Annotated in this window: 18 protein-coding genes; 9 read left to right on the top strand and 9 right to left on the bottom strand. The window is 64.0% G+C overall.

Annotated features, from left to right (window positions below; translation table 11 throughout):
• Positions 1-311: 311 nt before the first annotated feature.
• Positions 312-764: a hypothetical protein gene (locus P0D71_RS14380; RefSeq protein WP_408355491.1), complete on the top strand. Its 453-nt coding sequence runs from the start codon at positions 312-314 to the stop codon at positions 762-764.
• 329 nt (positions 765-1093) lie between these two features.
• Here the strand turns inward: P0D71_RS14380 and P0D71_RS14375 are convergent, their stop codons facing one another.
• A complete protein-coding gene (locus P0D71_RS14375; protein ID WP_408300999.1) occupies positions 1094-2305 on the bottom strand; it encodes an MFS transporter in 1212 nt (403 codons plus the stop codon).
• A 389-nt stretch (positions 2306-2694) separates the two neighbouring features.
• Here P0D71_RS14375 and xdhA point away from each other — a divergent pair, with 389 nt between their 5' ends.
• From xdhA to xdhC, 3 genes are all read left to right on the top strand, one after another.
• A complete protein-coding gene (xdhA, locus tag P0D71_RS14370) occupies positions 2695-4218 on the top strand; it encodes a xanthine dehydrogenase small subunit (protein ID WP_408480671.1) in 1524 nt (507 codons plus the stop codon).
• Positions 4219-4247: 29 nt separating this feature from the next.
• Positions 4248-6614: a xanthine dehydrogenase molybdopterin binding subunit gene (gene xdhB, locus P0D71_RS14365; RefSeq protein ID WP_408480669.1), complete on the top strand. Its 2367-nt coding sequence runs from the start codon at positions 4248-4250 to the stop codon at positions 6612-6614.
• A gap of 90 nt (positions 6615-6704) precedes the next feature.
• Positions 6705-7271 carry a xanthine dehydrogenase accessory protein XdhC gene (xdhC, locus tag P0D71_RS14360; RefSeq protein ID WP_408480666.1) on the top strand — a complete coding sequence of 189 codons (567 nt, stop codon included), beginning with the start codon at positions 6705-6707 and terminating at the stop codon, positions 7269-7271.
• Between the two features lie 69 nt (positions 7272-7340).
• Here xdhC and P0D71_RS14355 read toward each other — a convergent pair whose 3' ends face one another.
• The 3 genes from P0D71_RS14355 to P0D71_RS14345 form a co-directional block, all read right to left on the bottom strand.
• Positions 7341-8321 carry a LysR substrate-binding domain-containing protein gene (locus P0D71_RS14355; protein WP_408480664.1) on the bottom strand — a complete coding sequence of 327 codons (981 nt, stop codon included), beginning with the start codon at positions 8319-8321 and terminating at the stop codon, positions 7341-7343.
• 232 nt (positions 8322-8553) lie between these two features.
• Positions 8554-9204 (bottom strand): 2-hydroxychromene-2-carboxylate isomerase, encoded by a 651-nt coding sequence (locus tag P0D71_RS14350; protein ID WP_408185951.1) that lies wholly within the window; start codon positions 9202-9204, stop codon positions 8554-8556.
• 92 nt (positions 9205-9296) lie between these two features.
• Positions 9297-10817 (bottom strand): TAXI family TRAP transporter solute-binding subunit, encoded by a 1521-nt coding sequence (locus P0D71_RS14345; RefSeq protein WP_408480662.1) that lies wholly within the window; start codon positions 10815-10817, stop codon positions 9297-9299.
• 584 nt (positions 10818-11401) lie between these two features.
• Here P0D71_RS14345 and P0D71_RS14340 point away from each other — a divergent pair.
• The gene (locus tag P0D71_RS14340) at positions 11402-11755 is read left to right on the top strand and encodes a BON domain-containing protein (RefSeq protein WP_091796618.1); all 354 of its coding nucleotides are present in this window, start codon (positions 11402-11404) and stop codon (positions 11753-11755) included.
• 249 nt (positions 11756-12004) lie between these two features.
• On the top strand, positions 12005-12253 hold the full coding sequence (locus P0D71_RS14335) for a hypothetical protein (RefSeq protein WP_091796617.1): 249 nt from the start codon (positions 12005-12007) through the stop codon (positions 12251-12253).
• An 80-nt stretch (positions 12254-12333) separates the two neighbouring features.
• Here the strand turns inward: P0D71_RS14335 and P0D71_RS14330 are convergent, their stop codons facing one another.
• From P0D71_RS14330 to P0D71_RS14315, 4 genes are all read right to left on the bottom strand, one after another.
• Positions 12334-13122, bottom strand: coding sequence for a sulfite exporter TauE/SafE family protein (locus tag P0D71_RS14330; RefSeq protein ID WP_408480660.1), 789 nt, complete (start codon positions 13120-13122; stop codon positions 12334-12336).
• 356 nt (positions 13123-13478) lie between these two features.
• Positions 13479-14138 carry a LysE family translocator gene (locus P0D71_RS14325; RefSeq protein ID WP_408480658.1) on the bottom strand — a complete coding sequence of 220 codons (660 nt, stop codon included), beginning with the start codon at positions 14136-14138 and terminating at the stop codon, positions 13479-13481.
• A gap of 379 nt (positions 14139-14517) precedes the next feature.
• The gene (locus tag P0D71_RS14320) at positions 14518-14658 is read right to left on the bottom strand and encodes a hypothetical protein (RefSeq protein ID WP_177205024.1); all 141 of its coding nucleotides are present in this window, start codon (positions 14656-14658) and stop codon (positions 14518-14520) included.
• A gap of 83 nt (positions 14659-14741) precedes the next feature.
• Positions 14742-15719: a helix-turn-helix domain-containing protein gene (locus P0D71_RS14315; protein ID WP_408480656.1), complete on the bottom strand. Its 978-nt coding sequence runs from the start codon at positions 15717-15719 to the stop codon at positions 14742-14744.
• A gap of 251 nt (positions 15720-15970) precedes the next feature.
• Here P0D71_RS14315 and P0D71_RS14310 point away from each other — a divergent pair, with 251 nt between their 5' ends.
• Both P0D71_RS14310 and P0D71_RS14305 read left to right on the top strand, forming a co-directional pair.
• Positions 15971-16747: an SDR family NAD(P)-dependent oxidoreductase gene (locus tag P0D71_RS14310; protein WP_408480654.1), complete on the top strand. Its 777-nt coding sequence runs from the start codon at positions 15971-15973 to the stop codon at positions 16745-16747.
• A gap of 83 nt (positions 16748-16830) precedes the next feature.
• Positions 16831-18369 carry an amino acid permease gene (locus P0D71_RS14305; RefSeq protein ID WP_408480652.1) on the top strand — a complete coding sequence of 513 codons (1539 nt, stop codon included), beginning with the start codon at positions 16831-16833 and terminating at the stop codon, positions 18367-18369.
• 122 nt (positions 18370-18491) lie between these two features.
• Here P0D71_RS14305 and P0D71_RS14300 read toward each other — a convergent pair whose 3' ends face one another.
• The gene (locus P0D71_RS14300; protein WP_408480650.1) at positions 18492-20033 is read right to left on the bottom strand and encodes a hypothetical protein; all 1542 of its coding nucleotides are present in this window, start codon (positions 20031-20033) and stop codon (positions 18492-18494) included.
• On the opposite strand from P0D71_RS14300, the gene P0D71_RS14295 reads away from it, so the two are divergent.
• Complete coding sequence (locus tag P0D71_RS14295; RefSeq protein WP_408480648.1) at positions 20008-20460, top strand: hypothetical protein; 453 nt, start codon at positions 20008-20010, stop codon at positions 20458-20460. The two genes, P0D71_RS14300 and P0D71_RS14295, sit on opposite strands and share 26 nt — an antisense overlap.
• The last annotated feature ends 72 nt before the right edge of the window (positions 20461-20532 follow it).

Here is a 20532-nt window from a genome sequence, read left to right as displayed (position 1 = left end):
ATTGGTTGCCGCGTACGCGTTTTAGCTCGTTCGGGTGATCGCTCGCAACGCGATATGTTTAAACTCGTTTTGTCGTGTACTTCACGACAACAGGTTTCGCAGCCTGCATCTGATCCTACCCGTGTGCTTGCATGAGCAGGTGCGCGACTGCCTTTGCACGTCTGATTTCATTGGGCGGGCCTTGGCGGGGGAGCCTCACGGCTCGCCGGCGTTGGGTTGGATCAGCCGGTCTGCGAATCCCGTCAATGTGCCCGCTCACCACCGTGCAAGCGCTAGGTGAGCGGTCCAGCTAAGTTTAGGGAGATCGCGCCATGAGTAAATCCGTCAAACGTAAACGAACCACATCGCGGCCGCCCGTTGACGCAGTTCAATACGAGAAACTGGCGCTGTCCGCTTTCGGATTGATTGAACGGCAATTAAGCCAATTAGACAAACTGACCACGCTTGTGGCCTCGATAGTTAGGAGTCCGGCTGTGACACGAGAAGAGAGACATCGCCAGCGACGATTGCTGGATCTGTTGCTCGACACCGTCGAGGACTACCAATACGAAGTCGAGACTGACCGTGAGCTATATCAGGTCATTGCGCTGGACGCGAGGGGCGTTGTGCAAAGCAGGATCACGGCGCGCCACGCAGCGAATGTTCTTGAAAAAGCGACGCGGAGGGCATCGGAAACCCGAGAAGAGGTTGACGAAACTCGAGCCAAGCACAGCGAGCCAGCTCGATCCAAAACGATCGCACGAACGAGAGCGACTGCGCATTGAGGGACACGGAACACTGCTGGACCGAACCGAAGCCGGGGGCCTGAAGCCGACCGTTCCGGCGAGCGCGGAGCGCGAGGCGGGAGGTATGACGGCCTTGTCACCGAGGCCGAATGCGCGAGAACCCCGATTCCAGATGCACCACTACGGCGACTGTGCGAGGGACCCGCTTATGAGCTGGCGGTTCAAAGCGGCTTTCTTTGCCTACTTTCTTTGCCGCGGCAAAGAAAGTAGGTGCCGCCCCGCACAGGGGCAACGCTAATAGACCACTAAGAAAACAAGGAAAGGCCACCGCCCCAGGTCCACAACAAAACCGTGCCGATCGCACCCCCTCAAAGCGCCGCAGGCAAATTAGTGACCTTAGCATTCCGAAGATAAAGAAGAGTAGACAGCCCAACACCCGCAGCAGCGGCAACCGCCGCAAAAAGAAACACCGACCCATACCCAAACTCACCAGCGATATACCCGGCCAACGGCCCAGTAATCCCCAACGAGAGATCGAGAAAAACCGAATAAGCCGACAAAGCCGCCCCACGACTAGCCGGCGGCACAAGCCCAACCGCCTCGACCCCAAGAGCCGGAAACACCAAAGCAAACCCGAACCCAGTCAAAGCCGCACCAGCAAGCGCAACATGAGGCTCAGGCGCCAGCCACAACATCAACAACCCGGCGCATTCAAACGAAAACGAAGCAATCGCGACCCGAAACCCGCCATAAGTCTTGATCGTATTGGCAAACAGCAACCGCGCCCCGATAAACAGCGTCCCGAACACCGTCAACGAGAGCGCCGCATTCGGCCAATGCTTCGCCGCATAAAACAGCGTAATGAAAGTCGCGATCGACCCAAATCCGGCCGACCCGAGCGCCAACCCAATCCCATGCGGCAACACGCGAGTGAAAACACTGCGGTACGACATCCGCTCGCCATGCACGATCGGCACCGGCGCGATTGGACGAGCGAGATAAAACCCGAGCGCCGCCAGCAGAATCACCAGAATGCCCAACGCGGCAAATCCAACCGTGTGCTCGATCGCCACACCCAGCGGCGCACCGATCGCCAGCGCGCCATACGTCGCGATACCGTTCCACGAGATCACCCGCGCATTGTTGCTCGTGCCCACCCGGCCGATCCCCCACAGAATCGCACCCGTGCCGCACAAGCTCTCGCCGAATCCCAACACGAGCCGGCTGCAGACCAGCAGCCCCAGGCTCAGCACGGGCCAGCGCCCGCACAGCACAGCCAGCAACAGCAAAACCCCGCTCGCGCCACACCCCATCAAACCAATCGTCACCGTCCGTTTCGGCCCCAACGTGTCCGCGGAACGGCCAGCCAGCGGTCGCGATGCCAGCGTCGCCAGATACTGCACGCTGATGGCGGCACCAGCCAGCACGGCGCTGTAACCGAGGTCGTCGTGGACGTAGCCCGGCAACACCGCAAGCGGAATTCCGATCGTCAGATAGCAAAGAAACGTGAAAAAGACGACCGGAATGATCTGCATGGTCGTCGCAAATTCGCTGCGAGGTGTCGCTGAGTCGGTGGACATGGGGAAAACGAGACTTGAATTCGGCGGGAAGGCGTGATTTTCCCATGGAACCGGTTTTCTTGCAGGAGTTGCTTAATAATTCATCCGACAAAAGCGCCTTCCCGGAACCCCATAGTGGGCCATTTTCGACCCCTCGCTGCCTGTTTTTTCAGCATCTCTGCCTGAGATGCGCCAACTAGGCTTGGCGTTAAATCCGTATAAGAGATAAAAATACGGCAAAAAGTCCTAATCACCATAAGTCAACCGCCCCTCAAACCCATCTCGATATCGTTTTGCGGATATGTCCCGCATGCGATCGCCGCTATGGGTTGTATTTATTGACGGTGATAGTTTTCGAACCATCCCTGCTGCACGTCCCACGGACACAGAACATTCGAGAGTAACGAGACATGACTGAGCCGATTCGCTTCTATCACCGCAACGCGATCCGTGAGATCAAGGACGCGCCCGTCACCCGCACCGTGCTGCAGTATCTGCGCGAGGACGCGCATTGCACGGGCACGAAGGAAGGCTGCGCCGAAGGCGACTGCGGCGCGTGCACGGTCGTGATCGGCGAGCGCAACGAAGCGGGCGGCGTCGACTTCAAGGCGGTCAACGCCTGCATTCAGTTCGTGCCGACGCTCGACGGCAAGGCGCTCTTCACCGTCGAAGACCTGCGCCAGCCGGACGGGTCGCTCCATCCCGTGCAGGAAGCGATGGTCGAATGTCACGGCTCGCAGTGCGGCTTCTGCACGCCGGGCTTCGTCATGTCGATGTGGTCGCTCTATGAAAAGCACGGTCACGAGCACAGCTGCGCGAACAAGACGGTGCCGTCGCGCGAGGCGATCAGCAATGCGCTGACGGGCAACCTGTGCCGCTGCACGGGCTACCGCCCGATCGTCGACGCGGCGGTGCGCATGTTCGAAGCGCCCGCGCCGAAAGCGCCGGTCAATGTCGAGGCGCTCGCCAACACGCTCGCCACGCTCGAGCGCAAGGACACCTTCCACTACCAGCACGCGGGCCAGCAGTTCGACGCGCCGCGTACGGTCGAAGCACTCGCCAGGATCAAGGAAGCCGAACCGGCCGCGCGCATTCTCGCCGGCAGCACGGACATCGGCCTGTGGGTCACCAAGCAGATGCGCGAGTTGGGCAATATCGTCTACGTGGGGCAGATCGCCGAACTGCAGAAGCTGGAGACCAACGACGAATGGATCGAGATCGGCGCGGGTGTCAGCGTCGAAAAAGCCTATGCGGAGATCGCGAAGCAATATCCCGAACTGATTGAAATGTGGCAACGCTTCGCGTCGCTGCCGATTCGCAATGCCGGCACGCTGGGCGGCAATATCGCCAACGGCTCGCCGATCGGCGATTCGATGCCCGGCCTGATCGCGCTCGGCGCACGTGTGATCGTGCGCGGCGGCGAGATCGAGCGCGAGATGCCGCTCGAGGACCTGTACCTCGCGTATCAGAAGAAGGACATGGCGGAGCATGAGTTCGTCGTCGGCCTGAAAGTGCCGACGCGCACCGGCGTGCGTCGGAACCTGCAATTCCGCACCTACAAACTGTCGAAGCGTTTCGATTCGGATATCTCGGCGGTGTGTGCCGCGTTCGCGTTCATCGCCGACGGCAACCTGATCCGCGAGCCGCGCATCGCGTTCGGCGGCATGGCCGCCACGTCCAAGCGCGCGACCCACGCGGAAGCCGTGCTGCGCGACGCCGAATGGCACGAAGCCACTGCGCAGGCCGCGATGCTCGCGCTCGGCAACGACTACGCGCCGCTGTCGGACATGCGAGCGACCAGCAACTATCGCCTCGAATCGGCGAAGAACACGTTGTACCGCTTCTGGCTCGAAACGCGTCCGAACAACCCGCTGCCGAAGAGCGCGCTGGATGTGCGCGCGGTCGCTGCGGCCTGCGCACCGGTCGGCGCCTGAGACGACGAAAGGATACGGAGAACACAACAATGAATCAGCACGCCGAACCGTTCCTGAAAGACCTTCAGGATCTCGAGGACTTCACCCAGGTCCACATCTCGCGTCCGCACGAGTCCGCGCATCTGCACGTAAGCGGCCGCGCTACCTATACCGACGACATTCCGACGCTCGCCGGCACGCTGCACGCGGCGCTCGGCCTGTCGACGAAAGCGCACGCGAAGATCGTCTCGATGTCGCTCGACAAGGTGCGCGCCACGCCTGGCGTGGTCGCGATCTTCACCGCTGACGATATTCCGGGCGTCAACGACGTGGGCCCGATCATCCACGGCGACGATCCGATTCTCGCCGACGGCCTCGTGCAATACGTCGGCCAGCCGATCTTCATCGTGGTCGCGACCTCGCATGAAACGGCGCGTCTCGCGGCACGCCGCGCGGAAATCGTCTACGAAGAATTGCCGGCGATTCTCACCGCGCAGCAGGCGCGCGCCGCGAACCAGCACGTCCTGCCGCCGATGAAACTCGCGCGCGGCGAAGCCGGCAACAAGATCGCCCGCGCCGCGCGTCGCGAGGCCGGCGAGATGCTGCTCGGCGGCCAGGAGCAGTTCTATCTGGAAGGCCAGATTTCGTACGCGGTGCCGAAGGACGACGACGGCATGCACGTCTACTGTTCGACGCAGCATCCGACCGAAATGCAGCACATGGTCGCGCACGCGTTGGGCGTGGCGTCGCACAACGTGCTGATCGAATGCCGCCGGATGGGCGGCGGATTCGGCGGCAAGGAATCGCAATCGGGTCTGTTCGCGTGCTGCGCGGCGCTCGCCGCATGGAAGCTGCTGTGCCCGGTGAAACTGCGTCCGGACCGCGACGACGACATGATGGTCACGGGCAAGCGCCACGATTTCCACTACACGTACGAAGTCGGCTACGACGACAAGGGCGTGATCGACGGCGTGACGGTCGACATGACCTCGCGCTGCGGTTTTTCCGCCGACCTGTCCGGTCCGGTGATGACGCGCGCGCTGTGCCACTTCGACAACGCTTACTGGCTCTCGGATGTCACGATCGACGGCTTCTGCGGCAAGACCAACACGCAGTCGAACACGGCGTTCCGCGGCTTCGGCGGCCCGCAAGGCGCGTTCGCGATCGAATACATCATGGACAACGTGGCGCGCTCGGTGGGCGAGGATTCGCTCGACGTGCGCCGCCGCAATCTGTACGGCAAGACCGAGCGTAACCAGACGCCGTATGGCCAGATCGTCGAAGACAACGTGATTCACGAACTGATCGACGAACTCGAAGCAACGAGTGAATACCGCGCGCGCCGCGCCGCGATCAACGAGTTCAACGCGAACAACGAAATACTGAAGAAGGGCATGGCGCTCACGCCGGTCAAGTTCGGTATCGCGTTCAACGTGACCCACTTCAACCAGGCCGGCGCGCTCGTGCACATCTACACCGACGGTTCGGTGCTGGTGAATCACGGCGGCACCGAAATGGGCCAGGGCTTGAACACGAAGGTCGCGCAGGTCGTCGCGCATGAACTGGGCATCGGCTTCAACCGCATTCGCGTCACCGCGACCGACACCAGCAAGATCGCCAACACGTCGGCGACGGCGGCCTCGACGGGCTCCGACCTGAACGGCAAGGCCGCGCAGGACGCCGCGCGCCAGTTGCGCGAACGTCTGTCGGCGTTTGCCGCCGAGCGCTTCGGCGCAGGGCAGGTGAGCGCGTCGGAAGTGCGCTTCGTGCACGACCGCGTGGTCGTCGGCGAAATCATCGTGCCGTTCGAAGAGGTCATCGCGAAGGCTTACGTCGCGCGTATTCAACTCTGGTCGGACGGGTTCTACGCGACGCCCAAGCTCTACTGGGATCAATCGAAGCTGCAAGGCCGGCCGTTTTACTACTACTCGTACGGCGCGGCGGTGTCGGAAGTGGTGATCGACACGTTGACCGGCGAAATGCGCGTGCTGCGCGCGGACGCATTGCACGACGTGGGCGCCTCGCTGAATCCGGCGCTCGATGTCGGCCAGGTGGAAGGCGCGTTCATTCAGGGCATGGGCTGGCTCACGACCGAAGAACTGTGGTGGAACGCGGGCGGCAAGCTGATGACGCATGCGCCGTCCACCTACAAGATTCCGACCGTCAACGATACGCCGCCCGACTTCCGCGTGCGCCTCTTCAAGAACCGCAATGCGGAGGACAGCATCCATCGTTCGAAGGCGACCGGCGAGCCGCCGCTGCTGCTGCCGTTCTCGGTGTTCTTCGCGGTGCGCGACGCGGTGTCGGCAGTGGGCAACCACAAGGTCAACCCGCCGCTGAATGCGCCCGCGACCAGCGAGGAAATCCTCAAGGCGGTCGGCGCGGTGCGTGCCGCCACCGCGGCGGCGCGGCAATAAGCGAATCGATAAGCGGACCGCAATGGGCGCGGCAATGAGCCGGAAAAGCAACGCGTGAACAACACACTCACTGGAATTGGAATGATCGCCATGAACGATTTTTCGTCCGTTCAGATCGGCCGGCGCAGCGGCGTGCAGACGCCGCGTCCGGCGCCGATGCATATCGTGCTGTTCGGCGCGGGGCACGTCGGGCATGCGCTCGTCAAGCTGCTCGGCAGCTTGCCGTGCGTGGTCCAGTGGGTCGACGAGCGCGACGAACGGTTCCCCGACGAAACGCCCGCCAACGTGCAGGTCGAAGCCACCGACACGCCGGATGCGATCGTCGACACGGCGCCGCCCGGCGCCTATTTTCTGGTGATGACGCACAACCACGCGCTCGATTTCTCGCTGGCCGCGCGCATCATGCGGCGGCGCGATTTCACCTACTTCGGCATGATCGGTTCGAAGACGAAGCGCGTGAAATTCGAGCGCCGTTTGCTCGATCGCGGCGTGGATCTGGACCGCCTGGTGGAGATGACGTGTCCGATCGGCGTGGCTGGCATCGTCGACAAGGCGCCTGCGGCGATCGCCGTGGCGGTATGCGCGGAGTTGCTGCAGATCCGTTCGCGGCAGGTCGTGGCGCAAGTGGCAACGCAGAAGCTCTGCGCGGCTGTCTGATCAGCGGAACCAAGCGCCGGCCAGGACGCGGCGCGCAAGCAGCGCCCTTCGAGCCGCAAACCCCAAACGTCAGCCCGTCGCGGCTGACGTTTCCTTTTTCGGCGCCCGTTTTGCGCGCCGCACCTTCTGCGCGACCAGCCCGTCCGACACCTGGGACATCAGCGCACGCAGCCAGCCGACGTCGCTCGGTCGATCCGGCTGCGGATGCCAGAGCTGGTAGCACTTGATGCGCGGAAACGGAATCGGCACGTCGACCACCGCGAGCGGCAGCATGTCCGCGTAGTGCATCGCGAAACGGCGTGTCGTCGTGAAGATCAGATCCGATTGCAGCAGCGTCTGCGGCACCAGGCCGAAGTAGGGCAGCGTGGCGACGATGCGGCGCTCGGCGCGAGCCCGCGTGAAGCCCATGTCGATCGCGCCGCTGCTCGCCCCGCTATACGGTGTCGGTGCGAGATGCGGCGCGGCGAGATACGCTTCGCGCGTAAGCGGCATGCGCGTGAGCGGATGATCGGCGCGCATCATGCACACGACCGTATCGGAGAACAGGTCGCTGCGCTCGAAGCGCGGGTCGGGCTTGGGCCAGTTGCCGATCACCAGATCGAGTTCGCCGGCGTCGAGCGCGGCCGAATGATCGAGCATCGGACTCAGCGAATCTATTTCGAGCCGCGCGTGCGGCGCCGCCTCGCGAAATTGCGCGATCACGGTCGGCATGAAGAAGTCGTTCAGATAATCCGGCGCGGCCACGCGAAAGGTGCGGCGCGAGCGGCCGGGATCGAAGTCGCCATGCGGCGTCGCGACAAAATCGACTTCGCGCAGCACGCGTTGCGCGGAGGCGAGCAGCGATTCGCCGTATTCGGTGGGCACCATGCCCGACTTGCCGCGCACCAGAATCGGATCGTTGAGCGTCTCGCGCAGTTTGCGCAGCGCGGTGCTGATAGCCGGCTGGGTCTGATTCAGACGCAGCGCGGTCTGCGTGACGCTGCGCTCGACCAGCAGCGTGCGCAGCACGCGCACGAGCCAGATATCGAGGGAGGCGGCGGTGTCGTCCATGATTTAAGCGAGGCGGGGCAAGCGGACCGGATCCGATGAAGCTTCGTACGGCGTCGCCGGCGAGAGCGGGGCGCCAACGCGCACGAAGCAAAGGTCATAACCTTAGGCCTGTTTGCGGTGTAGCGGCATAGCAGGCAAGGTATGGCCGGCATCAGCAGGGCTGTTTTACCGCGACGAACCGGCGAAAGCGCCGTGGGACGCGCCTCGCGTCCGCTTCAGGCTTACGTCTCGCCTACGTCTGCTGGTCCACGAGCCCCGACGGCAGCGTACTGATGCGTTTGACTTCTTTCGATTCGAGCCAGTTCGGCGTGCGCGCGCAGTACAGCACCATGGGCAGCGCGTCTTCGCCCCAGAACAACTGATCGTTCAGACGGAAGGTCGGCACACCGTAGACACCCAGGCCGATCGCGTCCGCCGTGTTGCGCTGCAATTGCGCTTTCACTTCCGGGCTCTTGATGAGTTCCGGACCGTCGGGCAGGCCGACGCGCTCGCACAATTCGGCAAAGGCCACGTCCGTCGACGGATCGCGGCCTTCACGCCAGATGAAGCGGAAAATCTCGCGCACGAAATTGACGTCGCCGTTCGCCGCGGTGGCGAGCAACAGCGGCTTCGTGGAATCGAACGGATGGGCGGGCGGCATCTTGTACGGAATGCCGAGCTGTTCCGCGCGAAACAGCGCGTGCCGGTACATGAAGGTGCGTTTGGAGGGCACACCGTAAGCCGGCCGCTGTCCCCAGTGACGGTAGAGGTCGTTCAGCACGACCGGCGTGAAGACGAAGTCGAAGCCCGGCCATTTGTCGTGCTGCTCGAGCAACAGGTACGTGAACGGCGAGACAAAGTCGTAAAACCACAGCGGTTGTCTGGCGTCGATGCCAACGGTCATAAATGTCTCCCGGATTGCTGTTCCGAACGGCCCGTCTCGCGGACCGCCGAAATTGTAATGATCTTACGCGGAGCAGCCGCGGCTTGCATCCGTCAATATGGTTTCGCGGCGTCGTCGCTGGGCGTTTCGCCGATCTCGGCCGCTTCGTTCGCGGCGGACGGACTGGACGGATTGGGTGATGCGGACGCCGCGCCTGCTTCGCCAGCTTCCTGTGCTTTACCGCGCCCGTTATCGACGCCCGGCGCTTCATCCGCGGCGCCGTCGCGTTGCGCGTCGCGAGCCTGCGTGAGCCGCGCGCGCACGAAGCCGATGTGCTCGCGCAGCACGTAGAACTGATCCGCATAGGCCAGCGGCATCTTCAGACCGTTGACGGATTCCTCGATCGCGTCGAGCCGTTCGAGCAGCGACGCGCGTTCGGTGGGCGAATGGTCGCTGAGGGCGCTGCGCTCGATCGCGATCAGCGCGCCGTACCAGCGGTAAATGCGCGATTTCACCCGCCATGCATACAGCGACGGCACGAGACGCAAGGCTGGCACCAGCAACACGATCAGCGGCACCATGACCACCAGCAGCCGGTCGGCGAGACTCGCGAGCCAGAACGGCAGGATCCGGTAGAGGAAGCTCTTGCCCGACTTGTAGTAGCGGGCGGCGTCGTCGCTGATGGGGAAGTCGTGCGCGAGCGGCGCGGGAAACTCGCCGGCGCGCTGCAGGATGTTCGCCTTGCCGTGCACCTCGCGCGCGGCTTCGATCAGCAGATCGGAAAGCGCGGGGTGCAGCGAGTCGCGCGCCACCAGTTCGACGGTCGGCGCCACCATATGAATCGGCGCGGACGGCAGGTTCTTGCCGAGGTCGAACGCGCCCATTGGCATCGTGAGCTGTGTCAGATAGGGAAAGCGGCGCGTGTAGGCGTCGGCCTGCGAGAAATCGTAGAACTGCACGTTCGGCGTGCGGTAGAGCTTGCCCATCACCGCCGGTTGCGCCGAATCGCCGGCGAGGAACGCCGCGTCGACCTTGCCGGAGACGAGGGCGTCGGCGGCGTCGTCTCCCGAGAGCGGCAGCAGTTTGGTTGCGCCGCCCGGCACGATGCCGTTGGCCTTGAGCAGCGCCAGCGCCAGCTCGCGCGTGCCGCTGCCTTCCGCGCCGACGGCAAGCCGCTCGCCCTTGAACTCGGAGAGACGCATGATAGTCGGGCCGTGATAGAAGATCGCCAGCGGCACATAGGCCACGCTGCCGAGCGACATCAGACCGTTGGACGCGGAGCCGGGCGCGACGCCGTCCTGCACGAAGCCGACATCCACGTTCGAGCTCGGGTCCGACAGGCGCTTGAGATTCTGCAGCGAGCCCTCCGAGGACAGCACATTCAGCGTGATGCGGTTGCGCGCCAGAATTTCCTTGTACTTCTGGGCGGCATTCCAGAAGGTGCTGCCTTCCGGGCCGGCGCTGATCGTCAACGTGCTGGGCGGCGCGGGCTGAATCAGACGCACGGCGACCCAGATCGCGACCGCGGCGATCAGCAGGATCGGCCCGAACGAGACGGCGAGATCGCGCCAGGAGATCGCGACGAATCGGGCGACGAGACGGGGAGGGCTTTTGCGGCCGGTGGCTGGCTTCATCGGATGACGTGACGGCTACGGTCGAAAGTGAACAGGGGCGGCGCTCTGCGGCGCGCGAACCGGGGTGAAGCGCTCACGCCGCGCCACGCCGGCTGCCGCGAATGGCGCGCGAGCCACGCGGCAGCGCGCGTCGCGCCGATGGTACCTGAGATTCGCCGCACGGCGGCACGCATGGCCGCCGCGCTCACCGACAAAGCCGTAACAAATCGTGAACGGCGTGTGACACCGCTGCGGGTAACGCGATTCAGCCCTCGCGTATGACTAAACCCTTTGCGCTTCTGGCCCGGCTAGATTAAATTGTGCATCGCTGCCGTGAACAGACGTTTGCGCAGCGCGACCCGGCAAGACACACAAGAACTGGGCGCGCTCGCGGACTTCGCGGCTTGCCGGTCTGTCGTACCGCATTGCATGCCTGTCATCGCATGCGGCAATGGCAGCCAGCCTCTTCGCCTCTCGCACACCGTGTTGCAGCCATAGTCGGCCGTCGCTGGGCCGCGCCTTGTCGCGCGTCCAGCGTGGCTGCCGGAAGTCGTACGAAGCCGCTTTTATATGCGGTCCAATGTGAAGCTAAGGAGAAGAAAAGTATGAAATCGGTCGGTTTTCTGAAAACGCTGGGCTCGGTGGTGGCAATGGTAGTGGCGTGCAATGTGTACGCTCAGGCAAGCGACGCAACGGCAACGGGCACGACCGCCGCGCCGGCTGCGAGCGCCAAGTCGACCAAGAAGGCGAACAGCCAGTTGGGCCGCAAGGTGCGTAGCGCGCTGGCCAAGGCGCAAGGTATCGACGTGTCGAACATCGCCGTGCGCGCTCGTGGCGGCGCGGTGACGCTGACGGGCTCGGTGCCTGACCAGGCGCAGATCGACGCCGCAGGCGAAGCCGCCAAGGGCGTCGCCGGCGTGACGTCGGTGTCGAACAAGCTGAACGTCCAGCAGCAGTAAGCAGGCTGTCGCATCAGGCGAGGGCGGCGCCAAGCCGCCTTGCGCCATCGTGATGCAGTTGTGCACCAAGGTTCCGGCAAAAAACCGGAGCCTTTTTTATTTTAATTTGGCGATTTTTGAAGCGGTGATGATGGGTCCGGGCAGTCGCAAGCAACACGGCGGCATCGCCGCTGTGCGACTGTGCGCTGTGACACATTGCTGACGCGACCCGAAGCGTACTGTGATGCGTAGGGAACCGGAGTCAACGCCATGGAAACCTCGCTTTTGCGCTATACCGATCTGCCCATCAGCGATCGGGCGGCCTTCGAACTGGTGTGCGCGCGGCACGGTTTTGCACCGGCGCATTTCGACATCAGCGCCTGCGCGGATCCGAGCGATGCCGCGCACGAGCGCCTCGTCACCATCCGGCGCGGCGGCTGGGCGCAGTCTTATCACGACCGTCAAGGTCAATGGGTCCGGCAGTTCGAGGCCGATCTGACCTGCCGGTTCTTCAAATAGCAGTCGTCTGCTTGAGTCGAGCCTGAGCCTGAGCGGCAAGGCGTGGCGTGGCAATACGCGGCGCCGGCCTGCGCGCCCGTTCAGGCCAGCACGAGGCGCACGCCGACCAGCGTGAGCGTGGCGGCGAGCAGGTTGCGCAGCAGCGCGTCCGGCGCGCGTGAGGACAGAAAGCTGCCGATTGCGATGCCCGGCAGCGAGCCCACCAGCAGCGACAGCAGCATCGACCAGTCGATCGAGCCCAGCAGCCAATGGCCGGCGCCCGCCAGCAGGGTGAGCGGCACCGCATGCGCGATGTCGGAGCCCACGATGCGCGTGGTCGGCAGAAGCGGATAGAGCAACAACAACACCGTCACGCCGATCGCGCCCGCACCCACCGACGTCAGCGACACCAGCACTCCGAGCACCGCGCCGGTCAGGATGGTCAGCGCGAGCGTGCGTCCCTGACGCGGCGCGCGTTGCCGGCGCGCGCCGAGCGCCGCGAGTTGCGGACGAAACACGAGCGCCACCGCCGTCACCAGCAACGCCGCGCCGAGCACGATCTGGATCAGCCGGCTCGCACCAGGCGTATCCATGCCAAAACGATGCAGCAGAATCAGCGTGATCGTGGCGGCCGGCACGCTGCCGGCGGCGAGGCGCAGGGTGATCTGCCAGTCCACGGTGCCCCTCAGGCCGTGCACGAGCGTACCGGTCGCCTTGGTGGCCGCCGCGTACAGCAGGTCGGTGCCGACGGCCGTGGCCGGATGCACGTTGAACAGCAGGACGAGGATCGGCGTCATCAGCGAGCCGCCGCCGACGCCCGTCAATCCGACCAGAAAGCCCACGAACAGGCCGGAGACGGAGTACAGCAGATCGATGTGGGGAAGAGCCATTGAGCGGACCGCTGACGGTCGGGTGGGTTGGACGGATCAGGCCGCAAGGCCGGTGCGCCTGCCTTCGACAGTCGGTGAAGGGCGGCGGGAAGGCCGCCGCGGCGCGGCGAAAGCCGCTATTGTCGCAAAACTGCCGCGTTCGCGTACGAAGCGGTGTGCTGCGCTGCCCGCATACGGTCGATCAGCGCAAGAACCTCGGGGCGGTTTTCACGTGGCCTGGCTGGCGGCGCCCAAGCTTTGCCGGTTCTTTGCCGGTTGCGTTGCTGGCGATTGCCGGCGAGGCGGTCGCGGCGTTGCGCGGGCGCTCGTGAGACTGAAAGCGCAACTTCGGCCAACCCCAAGGTCGCGACGCGCGCTCAAAGCGCCCGGCGAATCTCCACGACGCCGAACGCCGCCAGCGTGAAGCCCACAATCCGGTCGATGGCGACGCGCATTTTGCTGCCGATCGCGTGGCGCGCGAGCGACACCACGGTCACGAGGAAACACCACCATGCAATCGAGCCGCAGAACACGCCACCCACGGTGGTCAGCGCAATGCTCGATGAAAACGCGCCGCGCGGGGCGAGCGTTGTGAACAGCGCGACGAACATGATGACCGTTTGCGGATTGGTCAGCGTGAGCAGCAACGAACTCGCATACGCGCGCAGCGCGCCGGCGCGGCCCACCTGGGCGAGCTTGCCGTTGCCGCCTGACGCGCCGTTTGCGGTGCTGTCCGCTGCGTCGGCTGGGGCTTTCTGCAGCAACGTACGCACGCCCAGATACAGCAGGAACAACCCGGCGAGCAGATGCAACGGGCGGTCATACGCCAGCATGAACTGCGAGATGCTGACGAGGCCGAGCGCCGCGATCAGCCCATAGGCTGCGTCGCCGGTCGCGATGCCGAAGCCGATCGCGAGCCCGGCGCGCGGACCGCCGGTTAGCGTGCGGCGAATGCACAGCATGCCCATCGGGCCGACCGGCGCGGCAATGGCGAGCCCGACGCCCGCGGCGGTGAGGAAAAGACTGGTGGTGGACATGGCTATCCCGGATCGATTGTTCTGTTTCGTGTTGCGATTCGTGTGTCGCCGACACGCGTGGTATCGGCGAGCCCTTCAGCATAGCCAGACCGGAAACGCCGGGCAAGTCCGCGCATGAGGAGCGTGCTCGATCGAGTCGCGCAGGCTCGCATTTCTATAGCGTTGCTGATGAGCCCGGAAATAAGAGCGTGATATGTGGGAAACGCCGCGCCATGAACGAAGCAGGCGTAGCGACACCCGGAGCCATGGCGTTGGTAGTGCGGATGAGGATGGCCGTCGGGACGCTCAGGCCGAAGATGCGGGATGGGGCGCTGCAGGAAATGCGCTTTGGATGGATGCCCGCCTCGATGTGGCGGGCGTGCTCAATCGGTCTTGCCTTTTAATGCTTCTTCGCGGTGGCCGAGGCGCTTGGTGCTACCCGGATCGGCGGCGCGCCCGATGGCGAAGTGGCGGGTTGCGGTTTCTTCGCCTGCTTCGGTTTCTTGACTTCGCGGTTACTGCGCATTTGACCTTTTGCCATGATGGACTCCCAATTGGCGGTTTTTGCTCCGCATAGGAGCAGTAAGCTAGTGTGCGCTACTTTTGTCCGCGCGGGCAAACAATCTAAACCGTCCGGCTCCTTCTCCAGGTCTCGGACGGCAACTCGCCGAACTGCCCGCGATACTCGCTGGAGAAATTCCCGAAATGCCAGAACCCCCACCGCGTGGCGACCTCCGTCACTGAAGCGGAGCCGCGCAATTCACGGCGCACGTGATCGAGCCGGACGGCGCGCATATAAGCGGAAGGGTTGACGCCGAGCGTATCTTCGAACGCATATTGCAACGTACGCCGACTGGCGCGAAACCGCGCACACAACTCCGCCACGGAAAGCGGACACTGCGGCGATTCCTCGATCAGCTCACGAACCCCACGCACCAGTTGCCAGTTGCGCGCAGTGCGAGCTTCGACGTTCCCGTGCGGATCGGCATCGCGCAGGTCCTGCAAAACATCGGCAAGACCGAATATCACCGACTTTTCGAACGCTGCGGCGACTGCGGCGTCGTCGAGCAAAGTGGGGGTGGCCGCGACGGCGTCGAGCAACTGCTTCAGCACCTCGCGAAAGCCCTGCAGTTTCGTGGGATCGACGTTCAATATGCCGGGTCTCGAGCCGAGCAGCCGTGTCAGTTCGTCGAGCTGCGAGCGCAACAGCGGGTCGCCGATCGCGCCCGGTTCGATTTCGAGGTTCACCACCACATGCTTGTCGGGCGACAGAAATTCGAAACCGCCATCGCCGGAAAACACGTGCAAGCCGTCGCGATGACTCGTCTGTCCACACAACAACGCATGGCCTTCGAGTTGAAACGGAATGCCCACCGCGACCCGGGATGCCGCGACCTGGCCGCGCTGATAGACCGTGCGGTTCAGGCGCTCGACCAGCACCCGCACGCCGCCCGAGTGGCATGAACTCACCGAGCCGTCGAAGGCGCCGCGTGAGATCTGGCAGTAGCTCTGGTTCCATGCGTCGAGCAGCATGGCCTGCTCGTCAATGTTGCGGCAACAACGAATCTCGACCGCGCCGCTCGTCTGATTGACCGCCTGCATAGCTTCTCCCGATTCTGATGGCGCTCCCCGAAAGCCTCGTGCCGACCAGTGTATGCGAAAAAAAAGCCCTGCCGTAGGGTTGGCGCGGTGCGTCTTTGCTTACCTGCCGCGCGGCCGGAAGTCGCCGTAATGCATTTGTCAGGAGGCGGAATTTTTACGGGATTTTTATCTTTTTGCCAATTTTGGATAGTCGCCGCTTTTTGCCGCCCCTACTTTGTGCATCACGCAATGCACAGGAAAGGGAGTGGCGTATGAGCAGATCGGCAGGCAGGCTGGAAGGCAAGATCGCAATCGTGTCGGGCGGCGCGACGGGCGCGGGCGGCGCGGCCTCGTTGCTGTTCGCGCAGGAAGGCGCGCAGGTCGCCGTCGTCGATATCAATACGGATGCCGGTGAGGAAGTCGTGACGCGGATTCGCGCGGCAGGCGGCAGCGCCGAACTGTTTGCCGCCGACGTGTCGAAGCGCGCGGCCGTCGATGCCGCCGTGGCCGGCATCATGGCGCGCTTCGGGCGTATCGACGTGCTGTTCAATCACGCCGGCAGCATTGTCGTGAAGCCGTTCGTCGATACCACCGACGAAGACTACGACTGGCTCATGAACGTCAACGTGAAGAGCATGTTCATGATGACGCGGGCCGTGCTGCCGCACATGCTCACGGCGGGCGGCGGCTCGATCGTCTGCACGGCGTCGATCTCGTCGGTGGCGGCGACGCCGCTCGAAGTGCTCTATTGCACCACCAAAGGCGCATGCGCGATGTTCGCGCGTGCCATCGCCGTCGAGTATCGCGACCGGGGCATTCGCTGCAATGCCGTGTGCCCTGGTTTCATCGACACGCCGCATGGGCGCCGCGAAATCAGCGCGCTCGCGAAGTACGGGTTCGATGCGAGCGAAGCCGCCTTGTCGGTGCAGCAGGGCCGCCTGTGCGCGCCGGAGGAAGTGGCGCGCGCCGCGCTCTTTCTAGCGAGCGACGACGCGAGTTTCGTCAACGGCGCACACCTGTACGTCGATAACTGTTTCACGGCCGCGTGAGCCGCTTTGCCTGGCGCGGCCACGCCGTTGAACCGGCTCGCCGGTTGGCCGCTTCGTCATAACCCTGTTCAAAGGATCGCGTCATGGACATCAACACGGCCTTGCCGTCGGCGGAGTCCGCCGACAACGACGTCAAGCTGTTGCACAAGATGGGTTACGCGCAGGAACTGTCCCGGCGCATGGGGGCGTTCTCGAACTTCGCGGTGTCGTTCTCGCTGATCTGCATTCTGTCGGGCGGCATCACGTCGTTCCAGATGGGCCTGTCGGCGGCGGGCGGAGCGTCGATCGGACTCGGCTGGCCGCTCGGTTCTCTGTTCGCGCTGGTGGTGGCCGCGGCGATGGCGCAGATCGCCTCGTCGTATCCCACTGCGGGCGGTCTCTATCACTGGAGTTCGATTCTCGGCGGCAAGACGTGGGGCTGGCTGACCGCGTGGCTGAATCTGCTCGGCCTCGTGTTCGTGGTCGCCGCGATCAACTTCGGCACCTATGATCCGTTTTTCCGCACGCTGATCGCGCCGATGTTCGGCGTTAAGCCCGAGTCGCTCGGCTGGTGGCAGCAGACGCTGTTTCTGACCGTGATCACCGCGTCGCAAGCATTCCTCAATCATCGCGGCATTCGTATCACGAGCAGGATCACCGACCTGTCGGGCTATCTGATCTTCGTGGTAACGATTCTGCTGGTCGGGGCGTTGCTGGTGTATTCGCCGGTCAAGATCGATCTGTCGCGGCTGTACACGTTCACCAACTTTACGGGTGTGGACGGCGGCGCGTGGCCGAAGCAGACCATGGCGATGGCGTTTCTCTCTGGCCTTCTGCTGACCGCTTATACGATTACCGGCTTCGACGCATCGGCGCATACCTCGGAGGAGACGCATCAGGCGGCGCGCAATGTGCCGCGCGGTATCGTCGGCTCGGTGTTCTGGTCCACGACCTTCGGCTACGTGATGGTGTGCGCGTTCGTGCTGGTCATGCCGGATATCGGCGCGGCCGTGAAGCAGGGCACGGGTTTCTTCGAAGCGATTCTCGCGCCGATTCCGGGGCCGCTGCGCATTGTCATCGAACTGCTGATGTTCTTCATCAACTACGCGTGCGGTCTTGCTGCGGTGACCTCCACGTCGCGCATGATGTTCGCGTTTGCTCGCGACGGCGGCCTGCCCGCATCGAAGTGGCTGCGCAAAGTGAATGCCGCGCATCGCACGCCGGGCGCCGCCATCTGGACCTCGGCGGTGCTGGCGATCGTCGTCACGCTCTATGGCGACGCTTTTACGGTGCTGAGCGCCGGTAGTGCGGTGTTCCTGTTCATCTCCTACGCCATGCCGATTGCGGCGGGCATTTTCGCCGAAGGCCGCACGTGGAACGAGAAAGGCCCGTTCCAGTTGGGCATGCTGTCGAAGCCGTTCGCGGTGGCGGCGGTGATCGGCGCGCTGGTGCTCGCGTATGTCGGCATGCAGCCGCCGAATCAGAAAGTGGTCTACGTGATTGCCGGTTTGCTCGCGGTGCTGCTGGCGATCTGGTATGGCGCGGGCGTGCGCAAGAGTTTCGCCGGTCCGCCGATCGGCAAGGTGTCCAAGGAACGCGAAAGCGAATTGCGCGGTATGGAGGGGCAGTTGGGAGAGAGTTGAAGCACTGCACTTGCGATGCAGGTTTTGAACGCCCAAAAAAATAACGTCAGCCGGCCCGTGAGCCGGCTGACGTTTTTCATGTCGGCCGCAGTACCCGAATCCGGGTACTTTGAACGCGCGGCTTACATGCCGACGTATCCGACCGGCGTCGTCGCATTGGCCTTGGCGACCGACGCGTTGTTCGACACCACATACACCGGCGACTCGGTCAGGTTGAGCGTCAGCACACCGTTGCTGTAGTTCGCATTGGTCGCATTGCCCATCATGTCGATCACCTTGACGGTGCCGCTCGTGCCCGGTTGATCGACGTTGAGGCTGTACGCGACGCTATAAGTCGAACTGAAGCCCGCGCTCGCGCTCCACACGTTGTTGTTGTGCGCCCACAGAGCGGTAATCACCGCGCCGTTGCCCACCTGCTGGAACGCGTAAGCGTACACGCCGGTCGGCGTGCCGTTGACCGGGCCCAACGTCGTGGTGCCGTCGAGCGTGTGCGTCATCGCGCTGATCGCCATCGCCACCGGTTTCGGGCTGATGTTGGTCGCGCCGAATGCGCCCTGCGCGTCGCTCAAGTCGAAGAAGGTGCCGTAGCCCACTTCATCCGGATAGTCCGCGCCGTAGAACACGTAGGTCTGGTCCGCGCCTTCGCCGAGCGTGATGATGTGCATGCGCGCCGCGACCGCCGCTTGCGCGTACAGCACATTGGCGCTTGGATAGTTCGGGCCGTACGACGAGCCGAGGTCGTAGCTGATGCCCGCTTCGGTCGAGAACAGATGCATGCCCGTACGGTAGTCGGTGGCCATTTCGGCGCGCAGGTTGCGCATCTGGCCGCGCAACGAACCGTCGGCGGTGGACGGGTCGCTGTCGTAGCGCTCAGGCGGATGCGACGGCGAGGTGCCCGCGTCGTAGTAACCGTGCGTGGCGACGGCGTCGATGTATTGGCCGAAGCCGAGCGGCGCGAGGCGTTTCAGGTGCGAAGTGGTCAGGCTCGGGAAAGCATCGGCCGGACCCATCACCATCGCGTGCGGATCGGTCGAATGAATGCCCTGGTAGACGGCTTTGTACAACGCGACGTAGTTGGCGTCGGTATCCGTCCACATCTGGTTCGGCTCCCACGTCACCTGATAGTAGTTCGCCGACTGGGTCGGGAAATACGCGGCGCGAATCGCGTTCGATTCCGTGCCGACGCGGCTCATGTAGCTCTGGTAGTACGACGTATTGGTCGGCAGCGTGGTGTCGTCCTGGAAGGCGCCGGTGCTGCTCGCCCAGGCCGGAATGCCGTCGAGGCGGATCAGCCGCATCACGTTGCCGCTCTTGTAGAACGGATCGAGATTGTCGGCCGACGGGTTGAACGTGTTCGGTCCGTTCGGCTCCATGGTCGAGAGCTGGCGATCGTCGATGGTCGACGAAATACCCAGCGCGGCCAGCAGCGGGCCGTTGTCGTTCGCGCCCTGCATGCCGAAGCGATGCTGCTCCTGACGCGCATACGTCACGGCCGGCACGACGCCGGCCAGGTTCGGCGTCACGCCGAAAGTCGCGATCCCGACCGGACGGGTGCCGGCCTGCGGCAGCTGGCCGCCGTTTTTGGCGAGCGTGCCCGTTGCCGCGAAATAACCGGCGAGCGTCGACGTGCAATTGAACGTGATGGTCTTGGCACCGCTCGCCACGGCGGTGGTGCCGCTCGCGGCGACGCGGCCGAGCGTGTCGGTGACGGCCCAGTTCAGCGTGTCCGCGCTCGGCGCGTTGGTGTTGAAGGCGATCTGGAACGTGCTGCCGGAGGCGAAGATGCGCGTGCCGTCGGCGCTCGGCGTATCCGCCGAAATCGTCGCGCTGCCCGAGCCCGCGGATGTGGTGGGCGAGGCGCAGGTCATGGCCGCGGTGCCGCCCGTGGCGTTCAGCGCAGCAGTGCCGGTGCTGGCGTTGCCAGCGGCAGACGTGGTGGCCGCACTGGCCGGGCTGCTGGTGCCATTGCTGCCGTTGGACTGGGATGCCGCGTTGCTGACGGCGCCGTTACTGCCACCGCCGCCGCCGCATGCGGCGAGTGCGATGGACAGTGTCGAGAGTAGGAGTAGTTGCGATTTCATCAATCTGTAAGCAATGCGTTGGCTGATCGTTCGTCCGGCTCCTCGCGCAAAGCGCGTCAGGAGGTAGAGCGAACATCGGGGT

Origin of the sequence: Paraburkholderia sp. RL17-383-BIF-A (assembly GCF_046028015.1) — a bacterium.
Classification (GTDB): Bacteria; Pseudomonadota; Gammaproteobacteria; order Burkholderiales; family Burkholderiaceae; genus Paraburkholderia.
The sequence above is the reverse complement of the archived record's forward strand: the minus strand, read 5'-3'. Positions and strand labels throughout refer to the sequence as shown.

What these genes read in the sequence shown, in the direction of transcription:
- P0D71_RS14380 (WP_408355491.1), top strand. Translation starts at nt 312, where the DNA reads ATGAGTAAATCCGTCAAACGTAAACGAACCACATCGCGGCCGCCCGTT.
- P0D71_RS14375 (WP_408300999.1), bottom strand. Translation starts at nt 2,305, where the DNA reads ATGTCCACCGACTCAGCGACACCTCGCAGCGAATTTGCGACGACCATG.
- xdhA (WP_408480671.1), top strand. Translation starts at nt 2,695, where the DNA reads ATGACTGAGCCGATTCGCTTCTATCACCGCAACGCGATCCGTGAGATC.
- xdhB (WP_408480669.1), top strand. Translation starts at nt 4,248, where the DNA reads ATGAATCAGCACGCCGAACCGTTCCTGAAAGACCTTCAGGATCTCGAG.
- xdhC (WP_408480666.1), top strand. Translation starts at nt 6,705, where the DNA reads ATGAACGATTTTTCGTCCGTTCAGATCGGCCGGCGCAGCGGCGTGCAG.
- P0D71_RS14355 (WP_408480664.1), bottom strand. Translation starts at nt 8,321, where the DNA reads ATGGACGACACCGCCGCCTCCCTCGATATCTGGCTCGTGCGCGTGCTG.
- P0D71_RS14350 (WP_408185951.1), bottom strand. Translation starts at nt 9,204, where the DNA reads ATGACCGTTGGCATCGACGCCAGACAACCGCTGTGGTTTTACGACTTT.
- P0D71_RS14345 (WP_408480662.1), bottom strand. Translation starts at nt 10,817, where the DNA reads ATGAAGCCAGCCACCGGCCGCAAAAGCCCTCCCCGTCTCGTCGCCCGA.
- P0D71_RS14340 (WP_091796618.1), top strand. Translation starts at nt 11,402, where the DNA reads ATGAAATCGGTCGGTTTTCTGAAAACGCTGGGCTCGGTGGTGGCAATG.
- P0D71_RS14335 (WP_091796617.1), top strand. Translation starts at nt 12,005, where the DNA reads ATGGAAACCTCGCTTTTGCGCTATACCGATCTGCCCATCAGCGATCGG.
- P0D71_RS14330 (WP_408480660.1), bottom strand. Translation starts at nt 13,122, where the DNA reads ATGGCTCTTCCCCACATCGATCTGCTGTACTCCGTCTCCGGCCTGTTC.
- P0D71_RS14325 (WP_408480658.1), bottom strand. Translation starts at nt 14,138, where the DNA reads ATGTCCACCACCAGTCTTTTCCTCACCGCCGCGGGCGTCGGGCTCGCC.
- P0D71_RS14320 (WP_177205024.1), bottom strand. Translation starts at nt 14,658, where the DNA reads ATGGCAAAAGGTCAAATGCGCAGTAACCGCGAAGTCAAGAAACCGAAG.
- P0D71_RS14315 (WP_408480656.1), bottom strand. Translation starts at nt 15,719, where the DNA reads ATGCAGGCGGTCAATCAGACGAGCGGCGCGGTCGAGATTCGTTGTTGC.
- P0D71_RS14310 (WP_408480654.1), top strand. Translation starts at nt 15,971, where the DNA reads ATGAGCAGATCGGCAGGCAGGCTGGAAGGCAAGATCGCAATCGTGTCG.
- P0D71_RS14305 (WP_408480652.1), top strand. Translation starts at nt 16,831, where the DNA reads ATGGACATCAACACGGCCTTGCCGTCGGCGGAGTCCGCCGACAACGAC.